We start from the raw sequence: 22,064 nt of genomic DNA on the forward strand, positions 1-22,064 counted from the left end.
GCCCCACCCACCCGCAGCCGAAACACAACCGAACGGGGTCGAAGGGGCGCAGCCCCGAGCCTTCAGGGGCGCGAGGAACTGCGCGACCAGCCCCCACCCGCCCAACCGCCGGAGGCCTACGCTGACATGGGCCGCTGTACCCGAATCGACTGCAACAACCCCACCGCCACCCACACCGCGAACATCGACGAGCCGCCGTACGAGACAAAGGGCAGGGGAAGGCCCGCGACCGGCATGATGCCCAGAGTCATGCCGATGTTCTCGAAGGCCTGGAAGGCGAACCAGGCGATGATGCCGGCGGCGACGATCGTGCCGTAGAGCTCGGTCGTCTCGCGGGCGATGCGGCAGGCTCGCCACAGGACCACGCCGAGCAGGACCAGGATCAGGCCCGCGCCCACGAAGCCCAGTTCCTCGCCCGCGACGGTGAAGACGAAGTCCGTTTGTTGTTCGGGGACGAACTGGCCGGTGGTCTGCGAGCCGTGGCCGAGGCCCGTGCCGAAGAGGCCGCCCGAGCCGATGGCGATACGCGCCTGGTTGGTGTTGTAGCCGACGCCCGCCGGGTCGAGATTGGGGTTGGCGAAGGCCGCGAAGCGGTTGATCTGGTACTCGTCGAGGATGTGGAGCTGCCAGACGGCGATCGCGCCCAGCGCGCCCGTGCCGAGCAGGCCGAACACCCAGCGGTTGGAGGCCCCGGAGGCGAGCAGCACGCCGAGGATGATGATCACCATGACCATGACCGAGCCGAGGTCGGGCATCAGCATGACGATCATGATCGGGACGGCGGCGAGGCCGAGGGACTGCAGCACCGTGCGGTGGTCGGGGTAGGCCTTGTCACCCGCGTCGACCCGGGCCGCCAGCAGCATCGCCATGCCCAGGATGATCGTGATCTTCACGAACTCGGAGGGCTGGAGGGAGAAGCCGCCGCCGATCACGATCCAGGCGTGTGCGCCGTTGACCGTCGCGCCGAGCGGGGTCAGCACCGCGAGGATCAGGAAGACCGAGAGGCCGTACAGGATCGGCACGGCCGTGCGCAGGGTGCGGTGGCCGAGCCAGACCGTACCGATCATCAGGCCGATGCCGATGCCGGTGTTCATGAGGTGGCGGATGAGGAAGTAGTACTGGTCGCCCTGGTTGATCTCGGTGCGGTTACGGGTCGCCGAGTAGACGAGCGCCGAGCCGATCAGCGAGAGCGTGATGGCCGACAGCAGTATCGGCCAGTCGAGGCGGCGGGCCAGCGAGTCGCGGGCGAACAGGCGTGTCCAGCCCGCGCGCTCGGGCCCGTACCCGGAGACGGAGAAGTTGTTCGCTCCGGTCATGTCAGGATCCTCGTCCCCCGCCGTTTTCTCGGGCGGGCCGTGCGCCTACGGGTATTGCGGTTGCTCTCGGTCGGCGACGCCGTCGTGCCGGCGGGCAGCTGCTGGTCGGTGGCCCCGGGCGAGGGGGACTCGCTGGCCTGCACGTCCTTGGCCGCGTCCTTGGAGATCGCCGGGGCGTCGATCGAACCGTCGCTCTGGATCTTCGGCAGGCTCTTCTCCGGGGTGGGCAGCAGCGCCTTCGACTTGTCGATCGTGCCGTCCTCGGAGACGCCGTACATCGCGCTGTAGATGTTGCGCACGGCCTCACCGGAGGCTCCGGAACCCGTACCGGCCTGGGAGATCGTCATGACGATCGTGTAGTCCTTGGTGTACGTGGCCAGCCACGAGGTGGTCTGCTTGCCGTAGACCTCGGCGGTACCGGTCTTGGCGTGCAGCGCGATCTCGTCCTGCGGCCAGCCGCCGAACTTCCAGGCGGCGGTACCGCGGGTGACGACGCCCGCGAAGGCCTCGTCCATGCCCTTGAGCGTGGCCTTGCTGACCGGCAGCTTGCCGTTGACCTGGGGCTTGATCTCCTTGACGGTCTTGCCGTCGGCGCTGACGATCGCCTTGCCGATGGTCGGCGCGTGCAGGGTGCCGCCGTTGGCGATCGCCCCGTAGATCATGGCCTCCTGGACCGGGGTGACGAGGGTGTCGCCCTGGCCGATGGAGTAGTTGATCTCGTCGCCCTCGCGCATCTTGTTGCCCTCAAGGCAGTTCTCGTACGCGATCTTCTCGACGTAGGTGCCGTTCTTCTTGCCCGTCTTGCACCAGGTGTCCTTGTTGGCCTTCCAGTAGCTCTCCTTCCACTGGCGGTCCGGGACACGGCCGGTGACCTCGTTGGGCAGGTCGACGCCGGTCTGCTTGCCGAGGCCGAACTGGTGGGCGGTCTTGAAGAAGTAGTCCTTCGGCTTCCCCTTCTTGGGGTTGATGCCGCCGTCCTTCTTCCACTCCCTGTCGGCGAGACCGTAGAAGACGGTGTCGCAGGAGACCTCAAGGGCGCGGCCGAGCGAGATGGGGCCGAAGCTCTCCCCCTCGAAGTTCTTGAAGACCTGGCCGCCGACGGAGTAGGAGCTGGTGCAGGGGTAGCCACCGTCCCACTCATAGCCGGCCTGGACGGCGGCGGCCGTGGAGACCGCCTTGAAGGTCGAACCGGGCGCGGACTGACCCTGTATGGCCCTGTTGAGCAGCGGGTAGTCGGAGTTCTTCCCGGTGAGGGCCTTGTAGTCCTTGGCGGAGATGCCGCCGACCCAGACGTTCGGGTCGTACGTCGGCGCGGACGCCATGGCGACGATCCGGCCGGTCTTGGCCTCCATCACGACGACGGCGCCCGAGTCGGCCTTGTATTTCTCGCCGGTGATCTTGTCGTACTGCTCGCGTGCCGTCTTCATCGCCTGGTTCAGCTCGTACTCGGCGACGCGCTGCACACGGGAGTCGATGCTGGTGACGAGGTTGGCGCCGGGCTCGGCCGCGTCGCTCTTGGCCTTGCCGATGACCCGGCCGAGGTTGTCGACCTCGTAGCGGGTGACGCCCGCCTTGCCGCGCAGTTCCTTGTCGTACTCGCGCTCAAGGCCGGAGCGGCCGACCTGGTCGGAGCGGAGGTAGGGCGAGTCGGAGTCCTTGGCCTGGGTGATCTCGTCGTCGGTGACGGGCGAGAGGTAGCCGAGGACCTGAGCGGTGTTGGACTTGCCGGGGGCGGCATAGCGGCGCACGGCCTCGGGCTCGGCGGTGATGCCGGGGAAATCCTCGGAGCGCTCGCGGATCTGCAGGGCCTGCTTGGCGGTGGCCTCGTCGGTGATCGGGATCGGCTGGTACGGCGAGCCGTTCCAGCAGGGCTGCGGCGTCTTGGAGTCGCAGAGCCGGACCTTCTGGATGACGTCCTCGGGCTTCATGCCCAGCACCCCGGCCAGCTTGGTCAGGACCGCCTTGCCGTCGTCCGCCATCTTCAGCAGGTCGGTGCGCGAGGCGGAGACCACGAGCCGGGTCTCGTTGTCGGCGATCGGCACACCGCGCGCGTCGAGGATCGAGCCGCGTACGGCGGGCTGCACGACCTGCTGGACGTGGTTGCCGGAGGCTTCCTTGGCGTACTCGTCGCCGTTGCGGATCTGGAGGTACCAGAGGCGTCCGCCAAGGGTGCCGAGGAGGGAGAGTACGAGAATCTGGATGACGACGAGTCGGATCTGGACCCGTGGGGTCCGGCCGGTCTCGGGGATGTTGGTCACTGCTGCTGCCTCCCCCTCTCAGTGTGTGTACGAGACATACGAGTACACGGTGAACCTGTGCGCGGCGACGCCGCTGTCGGCCAACTTCCGTGACACGAGCGACGTCTGAGGTGCTCTCACCCCGATGCTCCCCAGTGCCCTCACAGCCGCTTGACCCCCTTGATGCGTCCCGCCCGGGCGACCCGCGCTTTGGCCGCCTTCACCCTGAGCCCGCCGCGCTGGCTGCCGATGCGCAGCCCGGTGCCGGACGACAGCCAGCCCGAGGAGACGTCGGCCGTCTTGGCGGACGAATTGGTCTCGCCGAGCGGGTTGCTCTCGGAGCGCCGGGCCAGGGCCATCAGCCCCGGTACCACGAAGGGCGCGAGCAGCAGGTCGTACAGGGCGGCCGTGAACAGTAGGCTGCCGAGGCCGACATGGCGGGCGGCGGTGTCACCGACGAGGGCGCCGACGAGGGCGTACAGCAGGGTGGCGCCGACCGCGGCGGCGACGACCACGGCCATCGGGCCGGTCGCCGACTTGAGCTGGCCGTTCTCCGGCTTCACCAGGCCCGCGAGGTAGCCGATGACGCACAGCACGAGGGCGTAGCGCCCGGCGGCGTGGTCGGCGGGCGGAACGAGGTCGGCGAGCAGGCCCGCGCCGAAGCCGATGAGGGCGCCGCTGACGTGGCCGTAGACCATGGCGAGGGCGAGCACGGTCAGGAGCACGAGGTCCGGGACGGCGCCCGGGAGGTGGAGCCGGGCGAGGACGCTCACTTGGAGCACCAGGGCGACGACCACCAGGGTGGTGGAGAGCAGCATCCGGTTGAAACGCATGGGATTCGGCTCCTCCTACTGCTGCTGGTCGTCGATGAACGCGGACTCCGAGGGGGTGACCGTGACGGTCACCGTCGGTGTGGGAGTCGGCTTGGGTTTCGGTGGCAGCACGGTGTCGCGCGGGTCGCTGCTGGGGGCCTTGACGACGACGCCGACGATGTCGAGCTTGGTGAACGAGACGAACGGCTTGACGTAGATCGTGCGGGTCAGGTCGCCGCCGGACGGGTCGACGCGGGACACGACACCGACGGGGACGCCGGGCACGAACGGCTTGTCGGCCTGCGAGCCGAAGGTGACCAGACGGTCACCCTTCTTGATCTTCGCCTTGCCGTTGAGCAGCTCCACCCGCAGCGGGCTGTCGCCCTGCCCGGAGGCGAAGCCGAGTTCGTCGGTCGATTCCATCCGCGTGCCGACGGTGAAGTCCGGGTCGTTGGCGAGCAGTACGGTCGCGGTGTTCGGTCCGACGGTGGTGACCCGCCCGACCAGCCCGTCCCCGTTCAGCACCGTCATGTCGCGCTTGACGCCGTCGTTGGCGCCGACGTCGAGGGTGACGGTCCAGGAGAAGCCCTGGGCCGCTCCTATGGCGATGACCTCGGCACCCTTGATGCCGTACTGGCCCTCACCCGCCACCTTGATCATCTTGTCGAGCTGCTTGAGACGGCTGCGGTTGCGGTCGTCGCTGCCGAGCTTCGCCTTCAACGCGGCGTTGTCGTGCTCGAGTTGGGCGATGCGGTCGTGCCGGTCACCCGAGTCACGGACCGCCGCGATCGCGTTGCCGACGGGGTCGACCGCGGACGACACCCCGTTCTCGATCGGGCCGAAGACCGTCGCGGCGGCCTGACGGGCACCGTCGACCGGTGAGTCCTGCCCACCGCGGATGTCCACCGTGATCAGTGCGAACGCGATGGCGATCAGCAGCACCAGGAGCAGCCGGCTCTCTCGTGTGTCCCTCACGTGCGGCGGCCGTGCCTTCCTTATCGGAATTCATGTATGGCTCACCCAGGTACGCCCCGGAGTGCGCGAAAACCCACGGGTGTTATGGGGGAGCTTATGCCTCAATATCAACGATCCGCCGCACGAGAAGGGATCATCTCGTACGGCGGAATCGAAGTGTTACGTCATCTGCGCGGCTGGGCGTCCAGAACCTGCTGGAGCGCCTCGAACTCCTCGACGCACTTGCCGGAGCCGAGCGCCACGCTGTCCAGCGGGTCCTCGGCGATGTGGATCGGCATTCCGGTCTCGCGGCGCAGCCGCTCGTCGAGACCGCGCAGCAGGGCTCCGCCGCCGGTCAGAACGATTCCGCGGTCCATCACGTCACCGGAGAGCTCCGGCGGGCACTTGTCGAGGGTCGTCTTCACGGCGTCGATGATCGCGTTGACCGGCTCTTCGATGGCCTTGCGCACTTCGGCCGCGGAGATGACAACGGTCTTGGGCAGGCCGGAGACCAGGTCCCGGCCGCGGATTTCGGTGTGTTCGTCATTGTCGAGGTCGTACGCCGAACCGATCGTGATCTTGATCTGTTCGGCCGTCCGCTCACCGAGAAGAAGGCTGTACTCCTTCTTGATGTGCTGGATGATCGCGTTGTCCAGCTCGTCGCCCGCGACGCGGATGGACTGGGCGGTGACGATGCCACCGAGCGAGATGACCGCGACCTCCGTGGTGCCGCCGCCGATGTCCACCACCATGTTGCCCGTGGCCTCGTGGACCGGCAGGCCGGATCCGATGGCCGCGGCCATGGGCTCCTCGATGATGTGCACCTGGCGGGCGCCGGCCTGGGACGACGCCTCGATGACGGCACGGCGCTCGACACCCGTGATGCCCGAGGGCACACAGACGACGACACGGGGACGGGCGAGGTAGCGCCGCTTGTGGATCTTCAGAATGAAGTAGCGGAGCATACGCTCGGTGATCTCGAAGTCGGCGATCACACCGTCCCGCAGCGGACGCACGGCAACGATGTTGCCGGGCGTGCGCCCGATCATCTTCTTCGCTTCCGCGCCGACCGCGAGAATCCCACCGGTGTTGGTGTTGATCGCGACCACGGACGGCTCGTTGAGTACGATCCCGCGACCCCTGACGTACACCAGCGTGTTGGCGGTCCCGAGGTCGACAGCCATGTCACGGCCGATGAACGACATTGAGTTCCCCATCAGGATTCGTCTGGCCTTCCCAAGTGGAGCTTTGACGGCTTTTTAGGACGGCGAGGTGGGTGCAGTGACGTGAAGGCTTCCATCGTAGACGCGCCTGCACGAACACTGCGCGAGGGTCTTCGCCATTGTCAGCAGATGATGAGCCGCCCCGCTTCTGGAGACGGTCCATCAGGGGCACGCGTTCCCCCGATCGGCACGCATATGCCACGGGACGGCCGAAAACTTACGGCCGTCCCAGGTCAGGCATCCGAGTGACGTGACGGTCCCTCAGAAAATACTTGGAAAATTGAGCTCCGGAGCTCAGCCGCGGCCGGGGAAGAAGATCTTCACCTCGCGCTCGGCGGACTCCTCGGAGTCCGAGGCGTGGATCAGGTTCTCGCGGACGATCACACCGAAGTCGCCGCGGATCGAGCCGGGAGCGGCGGCGATCGGGTCGGTGGGTCCGGCCAGCGCCCGTACGCCCTCGATGACGCGCTCGCCCTCGACGATGAGCGCCACGACCGGGCCGGAGGCCATGAACTCGACCAGCGGCTCGTAGAACGGCTTGCCCTTGTGCTCGCCGTAGTGCTGCTCCAGCGTGTCCTGGTCCAGCGTCCGCAGCTCCAGCGCGGTGATCTGCCAACCGGCCTTGCGCTCGATACGGCTGATGATCTCGCCGGTCAGGCCGCGCCGAACGGCGTCGGGCTTGAGAAGGACGAGGGTGCGCTGGCTCACGGGGTGGCTCCTTCAGGTCACAAGTGTGCGGATCACCGAGGCTACAGGGCGTGTCTGGGTGGTTGTTACACAGAGTCAGGTGGTACGGGCACACGCCTCGGGCCCATGGCGCCTAGGCCGGGTTGCCGCCCGCTTCGGCCTGGGTCGATGCCGATGCCGGCGTCGACGCCTGCGCCTGTGCGGCGAATCTCGCCTTCGCCTCGTCGATCTTCCGCCCGTAGTGGACCGACGCCCACCACAGGGCGGCGAAGATCGCGCCCAGGAAGAACATGGACGGTACGACGAAGCCGCTGGCGATCAGCGCGATCTGCAGGGCCCAGCCGAGCTGGACACCGCCGGGCCGGGTGATCATGCCGCAGAGCAGCACGCTCACGGCCATGAAGATCCCGCAGACGGTCCACACCGTGGACGTCGAGAGATCGGGCTCCTTCATGGCGACGAGCCCGGCGAAGCCGATGACGAAGAACTCGCCGATCAGAGTAGAAGCACAGAGCGTACGCACAGCGGTCAGCCCCTCCCCAGCAGCAGTCGGGCCTCGCCGACGGTGATGACGGAACCGGTGACGAGGACGCCACCGCCCGCGTACTCGCCCTCTTCCTCGGCGAGGGTGATCGCCGCCTCCAGCGCGTCGTCGAGCCGGGGCTCGACCTGCACCCGGTCCTCGCCGAAGATCTCGACGGCGATCCCGGCCAGCTCGTCCGCGTCCATCGCGCGATGACTGGAGTTCTGCGTGACGACGACCTCGGCGAAGATCGGCTCGAAGGCTTCGAGCAGTCCCCGTACGTTCTTGTCGCCGCTCGCGCCGACGACGCCGATCAGCCGGCTGAAGTCGAAGACCTCGCTCACGGCCTCGGCGGTGGCGCGGGCGCCCGCCGGGTTGTGCGCGGCGTCCAGGACGACGGTCGGCGAGCGGCGTACGACCTCCAGGCGGCCCGGCGTGGTGACGGAGGCGAAGGCCTTGCGCACGTTGTCGATGTCGAGGCCCTGGGTGTGCGCGGAGCCGACGCCGAAGAACGCCTCGACCGCGGCGAGCGCCACGGCGGCGTTGTGCGCCTGGTAGGCGCCGTGCAGCGGCAGGAAGACTTCCTCGTACTCGCCGCCGAGCCCGCGCAGGGTGAGCAACTGCCCGCCGACGGCGACCTGCCGGGCGACGACGCCGAACTCCAGGCCCTCCCGGGCCACGGTCGCGTTCACCTCGACGGCCTTCTTCAGCAGCACCTGGGCCGCGTCGACCGGCTGCTGAGCCAGGATCACGGTGGCGTCCTGCTTGACGATGCCGGACTTCTCCGCGGCGATCTCGCCCGGGGTCTCGCCGAGCCGGTCGGTGTGGTCGAGATCGATGGGCGTGACGACGGCGACGTCCGCGTCGATGACGTTGGTGGCGTCCCAGCTGCCGCCCATGCCGACCTCGACGACGGCGACGTCGACGGGCGCGTCGGCGAAGGCGGCGTACGCCATGCCCGTGAGCACCTCGAAGAAGGACAGCCGGTACTCCTGCTGGCCGTCGACCATCTCCACGTACGGCCTGATGTCGTTGTACGTCTCGATGAACCGCTCGGCGGAGATCGGCGCCCCGTCGAGGCTGATCCGCTCGGTGATCGACTGCACGTGGGGGCTGGTGTAGCGGCCCGTGCGCAGGTCGAAGGCGCCGAGCAGGGCCTCGATCATGCGGGCGGTGGAGGTCTTGCCGTTCGTCCCCGTGATGTGGATCGAGGGGTACGCGCGCTGGGGCTCCCCGAGGACGTCCACCAGCGCGGCGATCCGGCTGACGGACGGCTCCAGCTTGGTCTCGCCCCAGCGGCTCGCGAGCTCCGCCTCGACCTCGCGCAGTGCCTTGTCGACCTCGGGGTCGGTGGGGCGGGCGGGGACGTCGGGCTGCTGCTGGTCCGTGTCGCCCTGGGTGCGCAGGGTGCGGCTGCCGGCTGCGATCACCGCGAGGTCGGGGTCGCGGTCGGTCTCTTCCGCGACGATCTCGTCGAAGAGACCGAGCGGGTCGCTGGGGGCCGGTTCGTCTGACTCACTGCCGTGGTTCGAGGGGAGGTCGCTCACTCCCCCAGTCTACGGAGCCGCCCCCCTCTCCGACCGCGTGGGGTTTTCGCCCCCGCCGCCCCTACCCGTCCCATCCCGTTCCTGGGGGCTCCGCCCCCAGACCCCCAAAAGATTGCGCAGTTCCCCGCGCCCCTAAAAAGGGGCGCGGGGAACTGCGCAATCTTTCGGACCAGCCCCCACCCACCCGCACCCGACACACAACCGAACGGGGTCTGGGGCGGAGCCCCAGGAACGGGATGGGACGGGTAGGGGCGGCGGGGGCGAGAAAGGCCCCCGGAACCGCGGGGGTTCCGGGGGCCTTCGCTCCGCGTACGACCGGGGCGGCTACGCCTCCGGGAGGCGCTTCAGCTGCTCCTGGATACGCGCGATGTCCTCGTCCGCCTTGGCGAGCCGCGTGCGGATCTTCTCCACCACGTTGTCCGGAGCCTTCGCGAGAAACGCCTCGTTGCCGAGCTTGGCGTTCGCCTGGGCCTTCTCCTTCTCGGCCGCGGCGAGGTCCTTGGCAAGGCGCTTGCGCTCCGCGGCGACATCGATCGTGCCGGAGAGGTCGAGCGCCACCGTGGCTCCCCCGACCGGGAGGGTCGCCGTGGCCGAGAAGCTGTCGCCCTCCGGCTGGAGGCGCAGCAGCTGGCGGATGGCCGCCTCGTGCGGGGCCAGCGCGGTCCCGTCGAGGGTCAGTCGGGCCGGGACGCGCTGGCCGGGCTGGAGGCCTTGGTCGGCACGGAAGCGGCGGACCTCCGTGATGACCTGCTGGAGCGTCTCGATCTCGCGCTCGGCGGCGGCGTCGCGGAAGCCACTGTCCTTCGGCCAGTCCGCGACGACGACCGACTCGCCACCGGTGAGGGTGGTCCAGAGGGTCTCCGTGACGAACGGGACGATCGGGTGGAGGAGGCGGAGGGTGACGTCGAGGACCTCGCCCAGGACCCGGCCGGAGACCTTGGCGGGCTCGCCGCCGGCCATGAACGTCGTCTTGGACAGCTCCAGATACCAGTCGAAGACCTCGTCCCACGCGAAGTGGTAGAGCGCGTCGGAGAGCTTCGCGAACTGGAAGTCCTCGTAGAACGCGTCGACTTCGGCGATGGTCTTGTTGAGCCGGGAGAGGATCCAGCGGTCGGTCGCCGACAGCTTCTCCGGCTCGGGCAGCGGACCCTCGACCGTCGCGTCGCTCATCAGGGCGAAGCGGGTGGCGTTCCAGATCTTGTTGGCGAAGTTCCGGGACGCCTGGACCCAGTCCTCGCCGATCGGCACGTCGGTACCGGGGTTAGCGCCGCGGGCGAGGGTGAAGCGGACGGCGTCGGAGCCGTACTTGTCCATCCAGTCGAGCGGGTCGACGACGTTGCCGAAGGACTTCGACATCTTCTTGCCGCGCTCGTCGCGGACCAGGCCGGTGAGGGCGATGGTCTTGAAGGGGACCTCGCCGTCCATCGCGTACAGGCCGAACATCATCATCCGGGCGACCCAGAAGAAGATGATGTCGTGGCCGGTGAGCAGGACGTCGGTCGAATAGAACTTCTGCAGGTCGGGGGTGTTCTCCGGCCAGCCCAGCGTGGAGAACGGCCACAGGCCCGAGGAGAACCAGGTGTCGAGGACGTCGGTGTCCTGCGTCCAGCCCTCGCCGCTCGGCGGCTCCTCGTCGGGGCCGACGCACACGATCTGCCCCTCCGGCCCGTACCAGACCGGGATGCGGTGGCCCCACCACAGCTGGCGCGAGATGCACCAGTCGTGCATGTTGTCGACCCAGTCGAAGTAGCGCTTCGACATGTCGGCGGGGTGGATGGCGACCCGGCCGTCGCGGACCGCGTCACCGGCGGCCTGTGCCAGCGGGGCGACCTTGACCCACCACTGCATCGACAGGCGCGGCTCGACGGTCGTCTTGCAGCGCGAGCAGTGGCCCACGGAGTGGACGTACGGGCGCTTCTCGGCGACGATCCGGCCCTGCGAGCGCAGTGCGCCGACGATGGCGGAACGGGCCTCGAAGCGGTCGAGTCCCTCGAAGGGGCCGTGCACCGTGATGACGGCACGCTCGTCCATGACCGTGATGGACTCCAGGCCGTGGCGCTGGCCGATCGCGAAGTCGTTCGGGTCGTGGGCGGGGGTGACCTTGACGGCACCGGTGCCGAACTCGGGGTCGACGTGGGTGTCGGCGACGACGGGGATGGAGCGGTCGGTCAGCGGCAGCTTGATCCGCTTGCCGACGAGGTGCTTGTAGCGCTCGTCGTCCGGGTGAACGGCGACGGCGGTGTCACCGAGCATGGTCTCGGCACGGGTGGTGGCCACGACGAGGGTCTCGTCGCCCTCCCCGTACTTGATGGAGACGAGCTCGCCGTCGTCCTCCTGGTACTCGACCTCGATGTCCGAGATGGCGGTGAGGCATCGCGGACACCAGTTGATGATCCGCTCGGCGCGGTAGATCAGCTCGTCGTCGTACAGCTTCTTGAAGATGGTCTGGACGGCCTTGGACAGCCCCTCGTCCATGGTGAACCGCTCACGGTCCCAGTCCACACCGTCCCCGAGCCGGCGCATCTGCCCGAGGATCTTCCCGCCGTACTCCTCCTTCCACTGCCACACCCGCTCGACGAACTCCTCGCGCCCGAGGTCGTGCCGCGACTTGCCCTCCTCGGCAAGCTGCTGCTCGACCTTGTTCTGCGTGGCGATACCGGCGTGGTCCATGCCGGGGAGCCAGAGCGCCTCGTACCCCTGCATGCGCTTACGGCGCGTCAGCGCGTCCATCAGCGTGTGCTGGAAGGCGTGCCCGAGGTGCAGGCTTCCGGTGACGTTCGGCGGCGGAATGACGATGGTGTACGGCGGCTTCTCGCTCTTCGCGTCAGCGGCGAAGTACCCCTTGTCCACCCAGCGCTCGTACAGCTTCCCCTCTACCTCGGCCGGCGCGTACTGGGTCGGCAGTTCGGGAGTGGATGCTGGCGGCTGCTGCTGAGCGTTGTCGGTCACGGGGTCAGTTTAGAGGCGTCACACCCGTGTCCCGAAACGCGATTAATTCGTAACGGTGCGGCCCCCGGGGGCTTGGCCGCGTGACCTGTGCGCCAGGATGTCAGGAACACATAAGTTTCTGGAGGGGAACCCAGTAATGAGCTACAACCAGCCGGGCCCGTACGGCGGGCAGCCCCAGCAGCCCGGACCGTACGGTCAGCCGGGCCCGTACGGCCAGCAGCCGCCGCAGGCCCCCCAGCCCGGCTACGGCTACCCGCAGCAGGCTCCCCCCGCGCAGCCCGGCTACGGCTACCCCCAGCAGGCTCCCCAGGGCGTCCCGCCCCAGACTCCCCCGTACGGCCAGCCCCCTTACGGCCAGCAGCCGCCGTACGGCCAGCAGCCCTACGGCGTCCCCCAGCCGCCGGCTCCCGGCGGCGGCAAGAAGAAGACGGGGCTGATCATCGGCGCGGTGGCGGTTGTTGCCGCGATTGCCGTTGGGGCGTACTTCGTGATCGGTGGGGGTGGCGGTTCGGACGTCGCCGACGATGGTCCGCACAAGTTGACGACTCCGGCGACGGTGCTCAGCGGCGAGTACAAGAAGTCCGACAGCGACAGCAGCGACGGTATGACCAAGTCGGACCTGAAGGACGCTGAGGGCTGGGGGGTGAAGAACCCCAAGGACGTGAGCGCTGCGTACCAGTCGGGTGACGAGAGCAACCCGCTGACGATGAAGCAGATTTCGTTCGGCGGCGTCTACGGCACCATCGACGACCCGGAGAAGACCGTCGACAACATGTTCGCCGACATGAAGAAGAACCAGGAGAAGGAAGGCACCAAGGACGGCGAACTCGTCGGCAGCCCAAAGGCGTACAGCCCGAGCTCGCTCGACGGTGCCGTCCTCAAGTGCCAGGACATCAAGATCAAGAACGACTCGTCGAGCACGGGTTCCAGCGCCGCTCCGAAGGAATTCACGATGCCGGTCTGCATCTGGGGCGACCACAGCACGCTCGGGTTCGTGATGCCGATCGACTACGCCAGCATGATGGCCGGCAAGGGGAGCACCCCGGAGGCCGCGGCCGAGATTGCCGCCAAGCTCCGCAAGGACGTCCGCGTCAAGATCTGACCCTCGGTCACCTCGGTCAGCGATACGACCGAACGACGGGGCGTCCCACCGGACTTCGTGGGACACCCCGTCTCCGCTCGGCAGCTCGACAGATCGGCCGTCGAGCGTGACGCGATCCTTGGCCCGTGTGGCGTGAACGAACGATGCCCGGCACATCACATGTGCCGGGCATCATCTGTGTCGTGCGCATACGGCTACGCCGTCTTCTGCTCCCCCGGCCCCCCGCGGCGAGCGTCGCGCGGAATCAGCGTCGGGTTCACGTTCGAGTGAACGACGTCCGCCGTGATGACGACGCGGGCGACGTCCTTGCGGGACGGGACCTCGTACATCACGGACATGAGGACTTCCTCCATGATGGCGCGCAGGCCTCGCGCGCCGGTCTGGCGGAGGATGGCCTGGTCGGCGATGGCCTCCAGCGCCTCGCGCTCGAAGTCGAGTTCCACGCCGTCGAGTTCGAAGAGGCGCTGGTACTGCTTCACCAGGGCGTTGCGCGGCTCGATCAGGATCTGGAGCAGGGCCTCGCGGTCCAGGTTGTGGACCGACGTGATGACCGGGAGACGGCCGATGAACTCGGGGATCATGCCGAACTTGACCAGGTCCTCGGGCATGACGTCCTCGAACTGGTCCTTGGACTGCAGTTCCCGCTTGGAGCGGATCGTCGCGCCGAAGCCGATCCCCTTCGCTCCCGCCCGCGACTCGATGAGCTTCTCCAGGCCCGAGAAGGCGCCGCCCACGATGAACAGGACGTTCGTCGTGTCGATCTGGATGAACTCCTGGTGCGGGTGCTTGCGGCCGCCCTGGGGCGGAACCGAGGCCGTCGTTCCTTCGAGGATCTTCAGCAGGGCCTGCTGGACGCCCTCGCCGGACACATCCCGCGTGATCGACGGGTTCTCGCTCTTGCGAGCCACCTTGTCGATCTCGTCGATGTAGATGATCCCGGTCTCGGCCTTCTTGACGTCGTAGTCCGCCGCCTGGATGAGCTTGAGCAGGATGTTCTCCACGTCCTCGCCGACATAGCCGGCCTCCGTCAGCGCCGTCGCGTCGGCGATGGCGAACGGGACGTTGAGCATGCGGGCCAGTGTCTGGGCCAGGAGCGTCTTGCCCGAGCCCGTGGGGCCGAGCAGCAGGATGTTGGACTTCGCCAACTCGATGGCGTCGTCGCGGTTTTGACCCGTGCTGTTCTCACCGGCCTGGACCCGCTTGTAGTGGTTGTACACCGCGACCGAGAGCGCCTTCTTGGCCGACTCCTGGCCGACCACGTACCCCTCGAGGAACTCGTAGATCTCGCGGGGCTTGGGGAGTTCCTCCCAGCGCACCTCGCTCGTTTCCGCGAGTTCTTCCTCGATGATCTCGTTGCAGAGATCGATGCACTCGTCGCAGATGTACACACCGGGGCCTGCGATGAGCTTCTTGACCTGCTTCTGGCTCTTGCCACAGAACGAGCACTTGAGCAGATCGCCGCCGTCACCGATGCGTGCCACGGTGTGCTTCCCCTTCGCCTGGGAGACGCCTAGGTCCAGCGACTCCTGGTGCTGCCTTATGTCCGACGGTACCTTGCCGAGCCCCCCGTTCGGGCCCCCCTTGGCGTGGTTCACATTGTCGTGAATCACGCCAAGGAGCGGCAGACGATACAGCGGTACGTCAGACAACCGCCGAGTTGTTCATCTTCCGGGTGGAGATGATCTGGTCGATCAGGCCGTACGCCAGCGCGTCCTCAGCCGTGAGGATCTTGTCGCGCTCGATGTCCTCGCGGATCTTCTCGATCGGCGTGGTCGAGTGCTTGGCCAGCATGTCTTCCAGCTGCGCACGCATCCGGAGGATCTCGTTCGCAGCGATTTCGAGGTCCGAGACCTGGCCGCGGCCGGTCTCGCTGTACGGCTGGTGGATCAGCACGCGGGCGTTCGGAAGCGCCATGCGCTTGCCCGGCGTACCGGCGGCCAGCAGGATCGCGGCAGCCGAGGCGGCCTGGCCCATGCAGACCGTCTGAATGTCAGGCTTCACGAACTGCATCGTGTCGTAAATCGCAGTGAGTGCCGTGAAGGAGCCACCGGGGCTGTTGATGTAGACCGAGATGTCACGGTCGGGGTCCATCGACTCCAGGCACAGCAGCTGCGCCATGACGTCGTTGGCGGACGCGTCGTCGATCTGCACGCCGAGGAAGATCACGCGCTCCTCGAAGAGCTTCGCGTACGGGTCGTACTCACGCACGCCCTGCGAGGTGCGCTCGACGAAGCGCGGGATGACGTAGCGGGACTCCGCACGAGGACCGGTGTACTCGGCCTGCGTGCGGGCGTAGAGGCCGCTGCCGGGGAAGTCGTTCACTGTGTCTCCTGAAGAGCCTGAAAAAGGGCTGAGCGGTCGGCTGGGGGCGCTGGAGGGACCCGGTGGCCCGGTGGGGCCCGGCGCCGCCCTGGGGGCGCTGAGGGGCTTACGCCGCCCCGGTGCCGCCGCCGCCCGGCATACCGGCAGCGGTGGGCATGATGTCGTCGATGAGGCCGTACTCCTTGGCCTCGATCGGGTCGAACCAGCGGTCGCGGTCGGAGTCCTTGGTGATCTGCTCCACGGTCTGGCCCGTGTGGAAGGAGGTCAGCTCCGCCATGCGCTTCTTGGTGTGCAGCAGCCGCTCGGCGTGGATCTTGATGTCCGACGCGGAACCGGCGAGGCCGGCGGAGGGCTGGTGGATCAGGATCTCGGCGTTCGGCAGCGCGAAGCGCTTGCCGGGGGTGCCGGCGCTGAGCAGGAACTGGCCCATCGAGGCCGCCATGCCCATGGCGATGGTCACCACGTCGTTCTTGATGTACTGCATGGTGTCGTAGATCGCCATGCCGGCCGTGATCGATCCGCCGGGGCTGTTGATGTAGAGGTAGATGTCCTTGTCCGGGTCGGAGGCAAGGAGCAGCAGCTGCGCAGTGATCTTGTTGGCGATGTCGTCGTCGACCGCCTGGCCGAGGAAGATGATTCGCTCGCCGAGCAGCCGGTTGTAGACCTGGTCACCGAGACCACCACCGATAGGCTCGCCGGCAGCTGTGGGCATCAGATTCGTCACGTATCCACCTGCTCGTCTTACGACGGCGCCGGGCCGTCTCACGTCTTCTGCAGGGGCCTGGGACCCCGGGTTCCGTGCCGCCTCCCGGCGGCGTTCGGGGACTCCCCTGCCCTCGTATTCATGGACCCTAACGCGCGGGCCCCTCCGGGGAATCCCGGAGAAGGAACTGTTCGCTGTGAGCGCATGCGCTCCGCTGGGTTTGACCGGGGGTTTGGCCTGGGCTCCGGTTCTTCAGGGGCGCGGGGAACTGCGCGAGCAACCCCCCGCAAAGCCGCACACGCGTCTGCCACGGGCGGTTCATCGGCGGGTGCGGCTTGTCGTGGGTTGCTCGCGCAGTTCCCCGCGCCCCCAAAAGCCAAAGACGACGGGCCCCCGGGGACACAAAGTCCCCGGGGGCCCGTCGCGGCGTACAAGCGAGGCGATCAGGCCTCAGTGGTCTCCTCGGCGGAGCCCTCGGTGGCCTCGCCGTCGGTGACGTCGGCGGCGACCTCGGTGGCCGTCTCCGTCTCGTCCTCGTCGTCCAGGTCGACGATCTCGCCGTTGGTGTCCTTGACCGTGGCGGCCTCGACGACGACCGCGAGGGCCTTGCCGCGGGCGACCTCGCCGACGAGCATCGGGACCTGGCCGCCCTCGACGACGGCCTGGGCGAACTGGTCGGGGGACATGCCGGAGGAGGCCGCGCGCCGCATGAGGTGCTCGGTGAGCTCCTCCTGGTTGACGTTCAGCTTCTCCTTGTTGACGAGCTCGTCCAGGACGAACTGCGTCTTGATGCCCTTGACCGCGGCTTCCTTGGTCTCGGCGTCGAACTCTTCCTCGGTCTTGCCCTGGATCTCCAGGTACTTCGCGAGGTCGAGGCCCATCTGGCCGAGCTGGTGGTGCTCAAGGTTGTGCTTGCGGGTGTTGATCTCGTCCTCGAGCAGCTTCTCGGGGACGGGCACCTCGACGAGCTCAAGCAGCTTCTCCAGGACGCGCTCCTGGGCCTGCGTGGCCTGGTCGTACTGCTTCATGTTCTCGAGGCGCTTGCGGCTGTCCGCCTTGAGCTCGTCGAGGGTGTCGAACTCGGAGGCGAGCTGCGCGAAGTCGTCGTCCAGCTCGGGCAGTTCGCGCGCGGCGACCTGGGTGACCTTGACGGCGACCTCGGCCTCCTTGCCGGCCGCGGAGCCGCCCTTGAGCTCGGAGGCGAAGGTGGCCTCGCCACCGGCCTCCAGGCCCTTCACGGCCTCGTCGATGCCGTCGAGCAGCTCGCCGGAACCGATGGTGTAGGAGACGCCGGACGCGACGCCGTCCTCCAGCACCTCGCCGTCGACCTTGGCCTCCAGGTCGAGGGTGACGACGTCGCCGTCCTGGGCGGCGCGCTCGACCGGGGAGGTCGACGCGAAGCGCTCGCGCAGCTCGGTGACGGCCTTCTCGACGTCCTCGTCGCTGACCTCGATGGCGTCGACCTCGACCTCGATGCCGGAGTAGTCCGGGATCTCGATGGTCGGGCGGACGTCGACCTCAGCGGTGAAGTTCAGCGTCTCGCCGTCCTTCAGCTCGGTGATGTCGACCTCGGGCTGACCGAGGACGTTCAGCTCGGCCTCGTTGACCGCTTCGGTGTAGAACTTCGGGAGCGCGTCGTTGACGGCCTCTTCGAGCACGGCACCGCGACCGAACCGCTGGTCGATGACGCGCGCCGGGATCTTGCCCTTCCGGAAGCCCTTCACCGTGACCTGCTGGTTGATCTTCTTGTACGCCGCGTCGAGGCTGTCCTTGAGCTCCTCGAAGGGCACCTCAATGCTGAGCCGAACCCGGGTCGGGTTCAGGGTCTCCACGGCGCTCTTCACGGTTCGGTCTCCTTGGGGGCTGACTTCTTGGGGTTCTGCCAAGGTGCTCTGTCCGGTCGGACAGTCCTTCGGCAAGATTCGCGGCCCTTGAGAGACGTCGTAACAGTGCAGACACACGGGCGCGCAGCTTGCATAGTAACCGCAGCCGGTACGCGCCCCAAAAGGCGATCTTCACTGATGGTCGGACTGATGGTCGGGGTGGCGGGATTTGAACCCACGGCCTTCCGCTCCCAAAGCGGACGCGCTACCAAGCTGCGCCACACCCCGTCGGTGCGACACGTAGGGTACATGCCCGCAGGCAGTGCGGCTGCCGCATTTCCCGAGCGTCCCTGCGGCGGGGAAACGGGGTGTGCGTTGAGGGGGCACAACCCGCTACGATGCCTTCTGTGCCGCGGTCACTGACCTGCGGCGCGACCTGTTGCGGGCGTAGCTCAATGGTAGAGCCCTAGTCTTCCAAACTAGCTACGCGGGTTCGATTCCCGTCGCCCGCTCTGTACGACCGAGGGCCAGGCCGGAGGATGTTTCCTTCGCCTGGCCCTCCGTCATGTCCGGCAGTCATGTCCGGGCCCGTGATCACGTCGGTGTGTCCCCCACGCGGGCCCTCAGTGCTGAATCGCGACCTTGAGAAGGACGATGATCGACCCGAGGAGAAGGTTGATCACACCGGCGAGCAGCATCAGGCCGCGCGAGGCGCCGGCGCGGCTGGCGGCGAGGGTTCCATAGCCGACCTGTCCGACCAGAGCGACCACGAGTGCCAGCCATGTCGTCCCTTGAGGTCCCAGTCCGAAGAGTGGGCTGATGGCCACGGCACAGGCCGGTGGGACGGCCGCCCCGACGATCGGGCGCTCCTCCGCGCCCGCGCGGCCGATCTCGCCCCAGCTCAAGTGGTGCACCATCCGGGCCCCGAAAAGGCGGGAGAAGACGTGCGCGGCCCAGAACACCACAGCGGTGCACAGCAGCAGCAGAATGAGTTCCAGCTTCGGAAACGAGCCGAGCGTTCCGGCGCCGACCACCACGGAGGCGGCAAGCAGCGACCCGTAGACAGCGCCGGTGTAGTCGACACGGGCCGTCGAGGTCTCCGAGGCAGGCTCGGAGCTTGCGCTGTTCATGCCTCCAGGGTCGCCGAGCGGACCACGCTCCGCACGGGCGGCAGGCCTCGGGTCGTGCACCGGCTGTCCGAGGCGTGCCTACGCCGACAGGCGCCGACGGGCATCGACAGCCTTTACAGGTGGCGTACGTCCACGGTGTAGACGGAGCGGATTCCGTACGGGACGTACAGGGCGTCGCCGGTCAGGACCAGGGGGGCGCCGGAGTCCGCCATGTTGGTGGGGCCGGCGTCGTTGCGGCCGGGGCGGGTGGCGTCGACTCTGCCCGTGCGGACGTCCAGGGCGGCGAGGCGGCCGCTGGGGGACGCGATGTAGACGTGGGTGGCGGAGGCGAGGGGCGGGCCCGGGAACTCCACCGTCGAGTTGCTCTCCCAGGACTGGTGGCCGGTGCGGGGCGAGACGGCGCGGACGCTGCCGTTGCCGAGGGTGAAGTAGAGGGTGCCGTGTGCGAGGTGGACGTTCGCGTCGGCGGGCTGGGTGCGCGCGAGCGGTACGCGCAGGAGCCGGTGGGTGGTGGTGTCCACGGTCGTGATCGCGCGATACGGCGTCTCGGGGGTCGGCTCGGCGAGGATCAGACGGCCGTGGTCCTGGCCCAGGAGGTCGAGCGCGCCCTGGGCGGTGACCGTCCAGCGGGGCTTTCCGGTGGCCGGGTCGAGGGCGGACACGCTGGTGGTGTCCATTTCGTCGGGCTGGCAGACAAGGTAGGCGCGGTGCGCGGCGGACCCCACGACGCAGGTCTGCCCCTTGGGCATCGGCCGCTTCCAGCGGACTGCGCCGTCGTCCGCGTCCAGCAGGGCGTACGACAGTGCGTCGTCGCCCACACGGGCGACGACCCCCTCGGGGATGACCCGGGCTCCGCCGTCCTCCAGGTCGGGGGCGAGGGCGTTCTCGCCGTCGCCGACGCGGGTCTTCCAGATCACCTGCCCGGTGGTGGCGTTCACCGACTGGACCGAGTAGTGGGCCACGGTCGTGAAGGTGTCGTCGCTGGTCTTCTCCGTCTCGTCGTTGGCGTAGACGAACACGCGGCCGGCGCGGGCGCCGAGGACCGAGCCCTCGTCGCTGCCGCTGTCGTCCGGCGTGGAGTCGACGGGCCGCAACCAGGTGTGCTTGCCGGTGGCGAGGGAGAAGCCGGCCGCCTTGACGTCGTCCCCGGCGCACACCAGTGACGTACCGGTGGCGCCGCAGCTGGTGAAGGCTCCGCTGCCGTCGTCGGACGCCTTCGCCGCCGCGTGCCACTCGCGCCAGCCCGGCGGCAGGTCGCTGCGGACCGAGCCGCCGCCGGTGAGTCGTACGACCGCGGCCGAGGCGGTGACGGCCAGCAGCAGGGCGCCCACGGAGGAGGCGATGACGAGCCGGCGGCGGCGCTTGGAGCGGGGGCGGTCGAGCCTGGTCGGCGGGCCCGGGGTCTCGTCCGGGGCGGGGCGCGGGCCCGGGCGGGTGCCGTCGCGCAGGAGGGTGAGGAGTTCGTCCGGGGTGGGGCGGGACTTGGGGTGCTTCTCCAGGCAGAGTTCGGCGAAGGGGCGCAACTCGCTGGGTATGCCGTCGAGTTCGGGGGTTCCCTCGACGACGCGGGTGGCCGTCTCCCAGGGGCTGGGGCTGTCGAAGGGGCCGCGTCCGGTGGCGGCGTACGCGACGACCGCGCCGAGGGAGAAGATGTCGGCGGCCGGGCCCACCTCGTGCGGGGACGAGAACTGCTCGGGGGACATGAAGGGCGGGGTGCCCATCACGCGTCCGGTCTGGGTGAGCGCGTCGGCGACACCGAACTCGGCGGCGCGCGAGATGCCGAAGTCGATGACGCGGGGGCCGTCGTCGGCGAGCATCACGTTGGCCGGTTTCAGATCCCGGTGGACCACTCCGGCACGGTGGATGTCACGGAGGGCCTCCGCGAGGCCCGCGGCGAGCTCGCGCAGCCGGTCGGGGGGCAGCGGGCCGTGGTCACGTACGTGGGTGCCGAGGTTCTTGCCCGGTATGTAGAGCGTGGCCATCCAGGGGCGCGGCGCGTCGGCGTCCGCGTCCACGACGGGGGCGGTGAAGGCACCGCTCACCTGCCGGGCGGCGGCCACCTCACGGCTGAAGCGGGTACGGAACTCGTCGTCGTCGGCGTACTGCCCGTGCACGACCTTGATCGCGAGACGGCGTCCGGAGGCGGAGCGGGCGAGATAGACGACGCCCATGCCGCCGGAGCCGAGGCGGTCCTCGATGCGGTAACCGCCCACCTCCGACGGGTCCGATTCGCGCAGCGCCATCCCCGTACGCTCCCCCGTTTCCGAATCCCCCGACGCCCGTCAAAGTACCGGGGACGGGCGCGTCCTCCCCGGCCCCGAGTTCTCGACTTCGTCCGAGCAGGGCCCCCTCGCTCAGAAGCTGATCGAGTTGATCGTCTCCGCTATTGAGTCGAGGAACCGTTGGATGGACGGAGCCATGCCTGTCGACGCGAGGAAGAAACCGAAGAGCACCGCGACAACGGCGGGCCCCGCCTTGATCGATCCCCCTCGGATCAACACCACAAGGATGATCGCCAACAGCAGCACCACTGACAGCGAAATGGCCACAACTGATCACACCCTACGGTCGGTCCGCTCTCCCGGCCCGGAGGTGCAGCCCCTCGCACCCCCGCCAGAACCATCGTGCCACCAACCAGGCTTTCGTATGCGGCGGGTGACGCATCGTCGGCCACGGACACACCCCGCCGACCCACCCGCACCCCCTCGGGGCGGGCCAACCCCGGGGCTCCGTACG

17 protein-coding genes and 2 tRNA genes are annotated in these 22,064 nt (G+C 68.4%); 2 read left to right on the forward strand and 17 right to left on the reverse strand.

The genetic code is table 11. The features are described from left to right. Nucleotides 1-116: 116 nt before the first annotated feature. The 9 genes from rodA to AB5J50_RS17920 form a co-directional block, all read right to left on the reverse strand. Nucleotides 117-1,316 (reverse strand): rod shape-determining protein RodA, encoded by a 1,200-nt coding sequence (rodA, locus tag AB5J50_RS17880; RefSeq protein WP_369259218.1) that lies wholly within the window; start codon nt 1,314-1,316, stop codon nt 117-119. Continuing rightward, on the reverse strand, nt 1,313-3,574 hold the full coding sequence (gene mrdA, locus AB5J50_RS17885) for a penicillin-binding protein 2 (protein ID WP_369259220.1): 2,262 nt from the start codon (nt 3,572-3,574) through the stop codon (nt 1,313-1,315). Before mrdA ends, rodA begins: the two co-directional genes overlap by 4 nt. A 140-nt stretch (nt 3,575-3,714) precedes the next feature. After that, nucleotides 3,715-4,386: a rod shape-determining protein MreD gene (mreD, locus tag AB5J50_RS17890; RefSeq protein WP_369259222.1), complete on the reverse strand. Its 672-nt coding sequence runs from the start codon at nt 4,384-4,386 to the stop codon at nt 3,715-3,717. Between the two features lie 15 nt (nt 4,387-4,401). Then, complete coding sequence (gene mreC, locus AB5J50_RS17895) at nt 4,402-5,340, reverse strand: rod shape-determining protein MreC (protein ID WP_369259224.1); 939 nt, start codon at nt 5,338-5,340, stop codon at nt 4,402-4,404. Nucleotides 5,341-5,504: 164 nt separating this feature from the next. Continuing rightward, nucleotides 5,505-6,524 carry a rod shape-determining protein gene (locus AB5J50_RS17900; RefSeq protein WP_327428695.1) on the reverse strand — a complete coding sequence of 340 codons (1,020 nt, stop codon included), beginning with the start codon at nt 6,522-6,524 and terminating at the stop codon, nt 5,505-5,507. Nucleotides 6,525-6,836: 312 nt separating this feature from the next. Continuing rightward, on the reverse strand, nt 6,837-7,250 hold the full coding sequence (gene ndk, locus AB5J50_RS17905; protein WP_327428696.1) for a nucleoside-diphosphate kinase: 414 nt from the start codon (nt 7,248-7,250) through the stop codon (nt 6,837-6,839). 112 nt (nt 7,251-7,362) lie between these two features. Beyond that, nucleotides 7,363-7,752 carry a DUF4233 domain-containing protein gene (locus tag AB5J50_RS17910; RefSeq protein ID WP_327428697.1) on the reverse strand — a complete coding sequence of 130 codons (390 nt, stop codon included), beginning with the start codon at nt 7,750-7,752 and terminating at the stop codon, nt 7,363-7,365. A 5-nt stretch (nt 7,753-7,757) separates the two neighbouring features. Next, complete coding sequence (locus AB5J50_RS17915; RefSeq protein WP_369259227.1) at nt 7,758-9,299, reverse strand: folylpolyglutamate synthase/dihydrofolate synthase family protein; 1,542 nt, start codon at nt 9,297-9,299, stop codon at nt 7,758-7,760. A 324-nt stretch (nt 9,300-9,623) separates the two neighbouring features. After that, nucleotides 9,624-12,248 carry a valine--tRNA ligase gene (locus tag AB5J50_RS17920; RefSeq protein ID WP_369259229.1) on the reverse strand — a complete coding sequence of 875 codons (2,625 nt, stop codon included), beginning with the start codon at nt 12,246-12,248 and terminating at the stop codon, nt 9,624-9,626. A 136-nt stretch (nt 12,249-12,384) separates the two neighbouring features. On the opposite strand from AB5J50_RS17920, the gene AB5J50_RS17925 reads away from it, so the two are divergent. After that, nucleotides 12,385-13,350: a hypothetical protein gene (locus tag AB5J50_RS17925; protein WP_369259231.1), complete on the forward strand. Its 966-nt coding sequence runs from the start codon at nt 12,385-12,387 to the stop codon at nt 13,348-13,350. A 194-nt stretch (nt 13,351-13,544) separates the two neighbouring features. Here the strand turns inward: AB5J50_RS17925 and clpX are convergent, their stop codons facing one another. The 5 genes from clpX to AB5J50_RS17950 form a co-directional block, all read right to left on the reverse strand. Beyond that, nucleotides 13,545-14,831 (reverse strand): ATP-dependent Clp protease ATP-binding subunit ClpX, encoded by a 1,287-nt coding sequence (gene clpX, locus AB5J50_RS17930; protein ID WP_369259233.1) that lies wholly within the window; start codon nt 14,829-14,831, stop codon nt 13,545-13,547. Between the two features lie 160 nt (nt 14,832-14,991). Then, nucleotides 14,992-15,672, reverse strand: coding sequence for an ATP-dependent Clp protease proteolytic subunit (locus AB5J50_RS17935; RefSeq protein WP_369259235.1), 681 nt, complete (start codon nt 15,670-15,672; stop codon nt 14,992-14,994). Between the two features lie 106 nt (nt 15,673-15,778). Further along, a complete protein-coding gene (locus tag AB5J50_RS17940; protein ID WP_327435020.1) occupies nt 15,779-16,384 on the reverse strand; it encodes an ATP-dependent Clp protease proteolytic subunit in 606 nt (201 codons plus the stop codon). A 434-nt stretch (nt 16,385-16,818) separates the two neighbouring features. Next, complete coding sequence (tig, locus tag AB5J50_RS17945; protein WP_369259237.1) at nt 16,819-18,219, reverse strand: trigger factor; 1,401 nt, start codon at nt 18,217-18,219, stop codon at nt 16,819-16,821. Nucleotides 18,220-18,409: 190 nt separating this feature from the next. Continuing rightward, nucleotides 18,410-18,486, reverse strand: a tRNA-Pro gene (locus AB5J50_RS17950). 153 nt (nt 18,487-18,639) lie between these two features. On the opposite strand from AB5J50_RS17950, the gene AB5J50_RS17955 reads away from it, so the two are divergent. Further along, nucleotides 18,640-18,710: transfer RNA gene (locus AB5J50_RS17955), tRNA-Gly, on the forward strand. A gap of 111 nt (nt 18,711-18,821) precedes the next feature. On the opposite strand, the gene AB5J50_RS17960 is transcribed toward AB5J50_RS17955, so the two are convergent. The 3 genes from AB5J50_RS17960 to AB5J50_RS17970 form a co-directional block, all read right to left on the reverse strand. Further along, nucleotides 18,822-19,328 carry a hypothetical protein gene (locus tag AB5J50_RS17960; RefSeq protein ID WP_369259239.1) on the reverse strand — a complete coding sequence of 169 codons (507 nt, stop codon included), beginning with the start codon at nt 19,326-19,328 and terminating at the stop codon, nt 18,822-18,824. Between the two features lie 113 nt (nt 19,329-19,441). Beyond that, a complete protein-coding gene (locus AB5J50_RS17965) occupies nt 19,442-21,571 on the reverse strand; it encodes a PQQ-binding-like beta-propeller repeat protein (RefSeq protein WP_369259241.1) in 2,130 nt (709 codons plus the stop codon). A gap of 111 nt (nt 21,572-21,682) precedes the next feature. Then, on the reverse strand, nt 21,683-21,877 hold the full coding sequence (locus tag AB5J50_RS17970; RefSeq protein WP_327428706.1) for a hypothetical protein: 195 nt from the start codon (nt 21,875-21,877) through the stop codon (nt 21,683-21,685). Nucleotides 21,878-22,064 lie beyond the last annotated feature (187 nt).

The organism is Streptomyces sp. R35 (genome assembly GCF_041053035.1).
Taxonomy (GTDB): domain Bacteria; phylum Actinomycetota; class Actinomycetes; order Streptomycetales; family Streptomycetaceae; genus Streptomyces; species Streptomyces lutosisoli.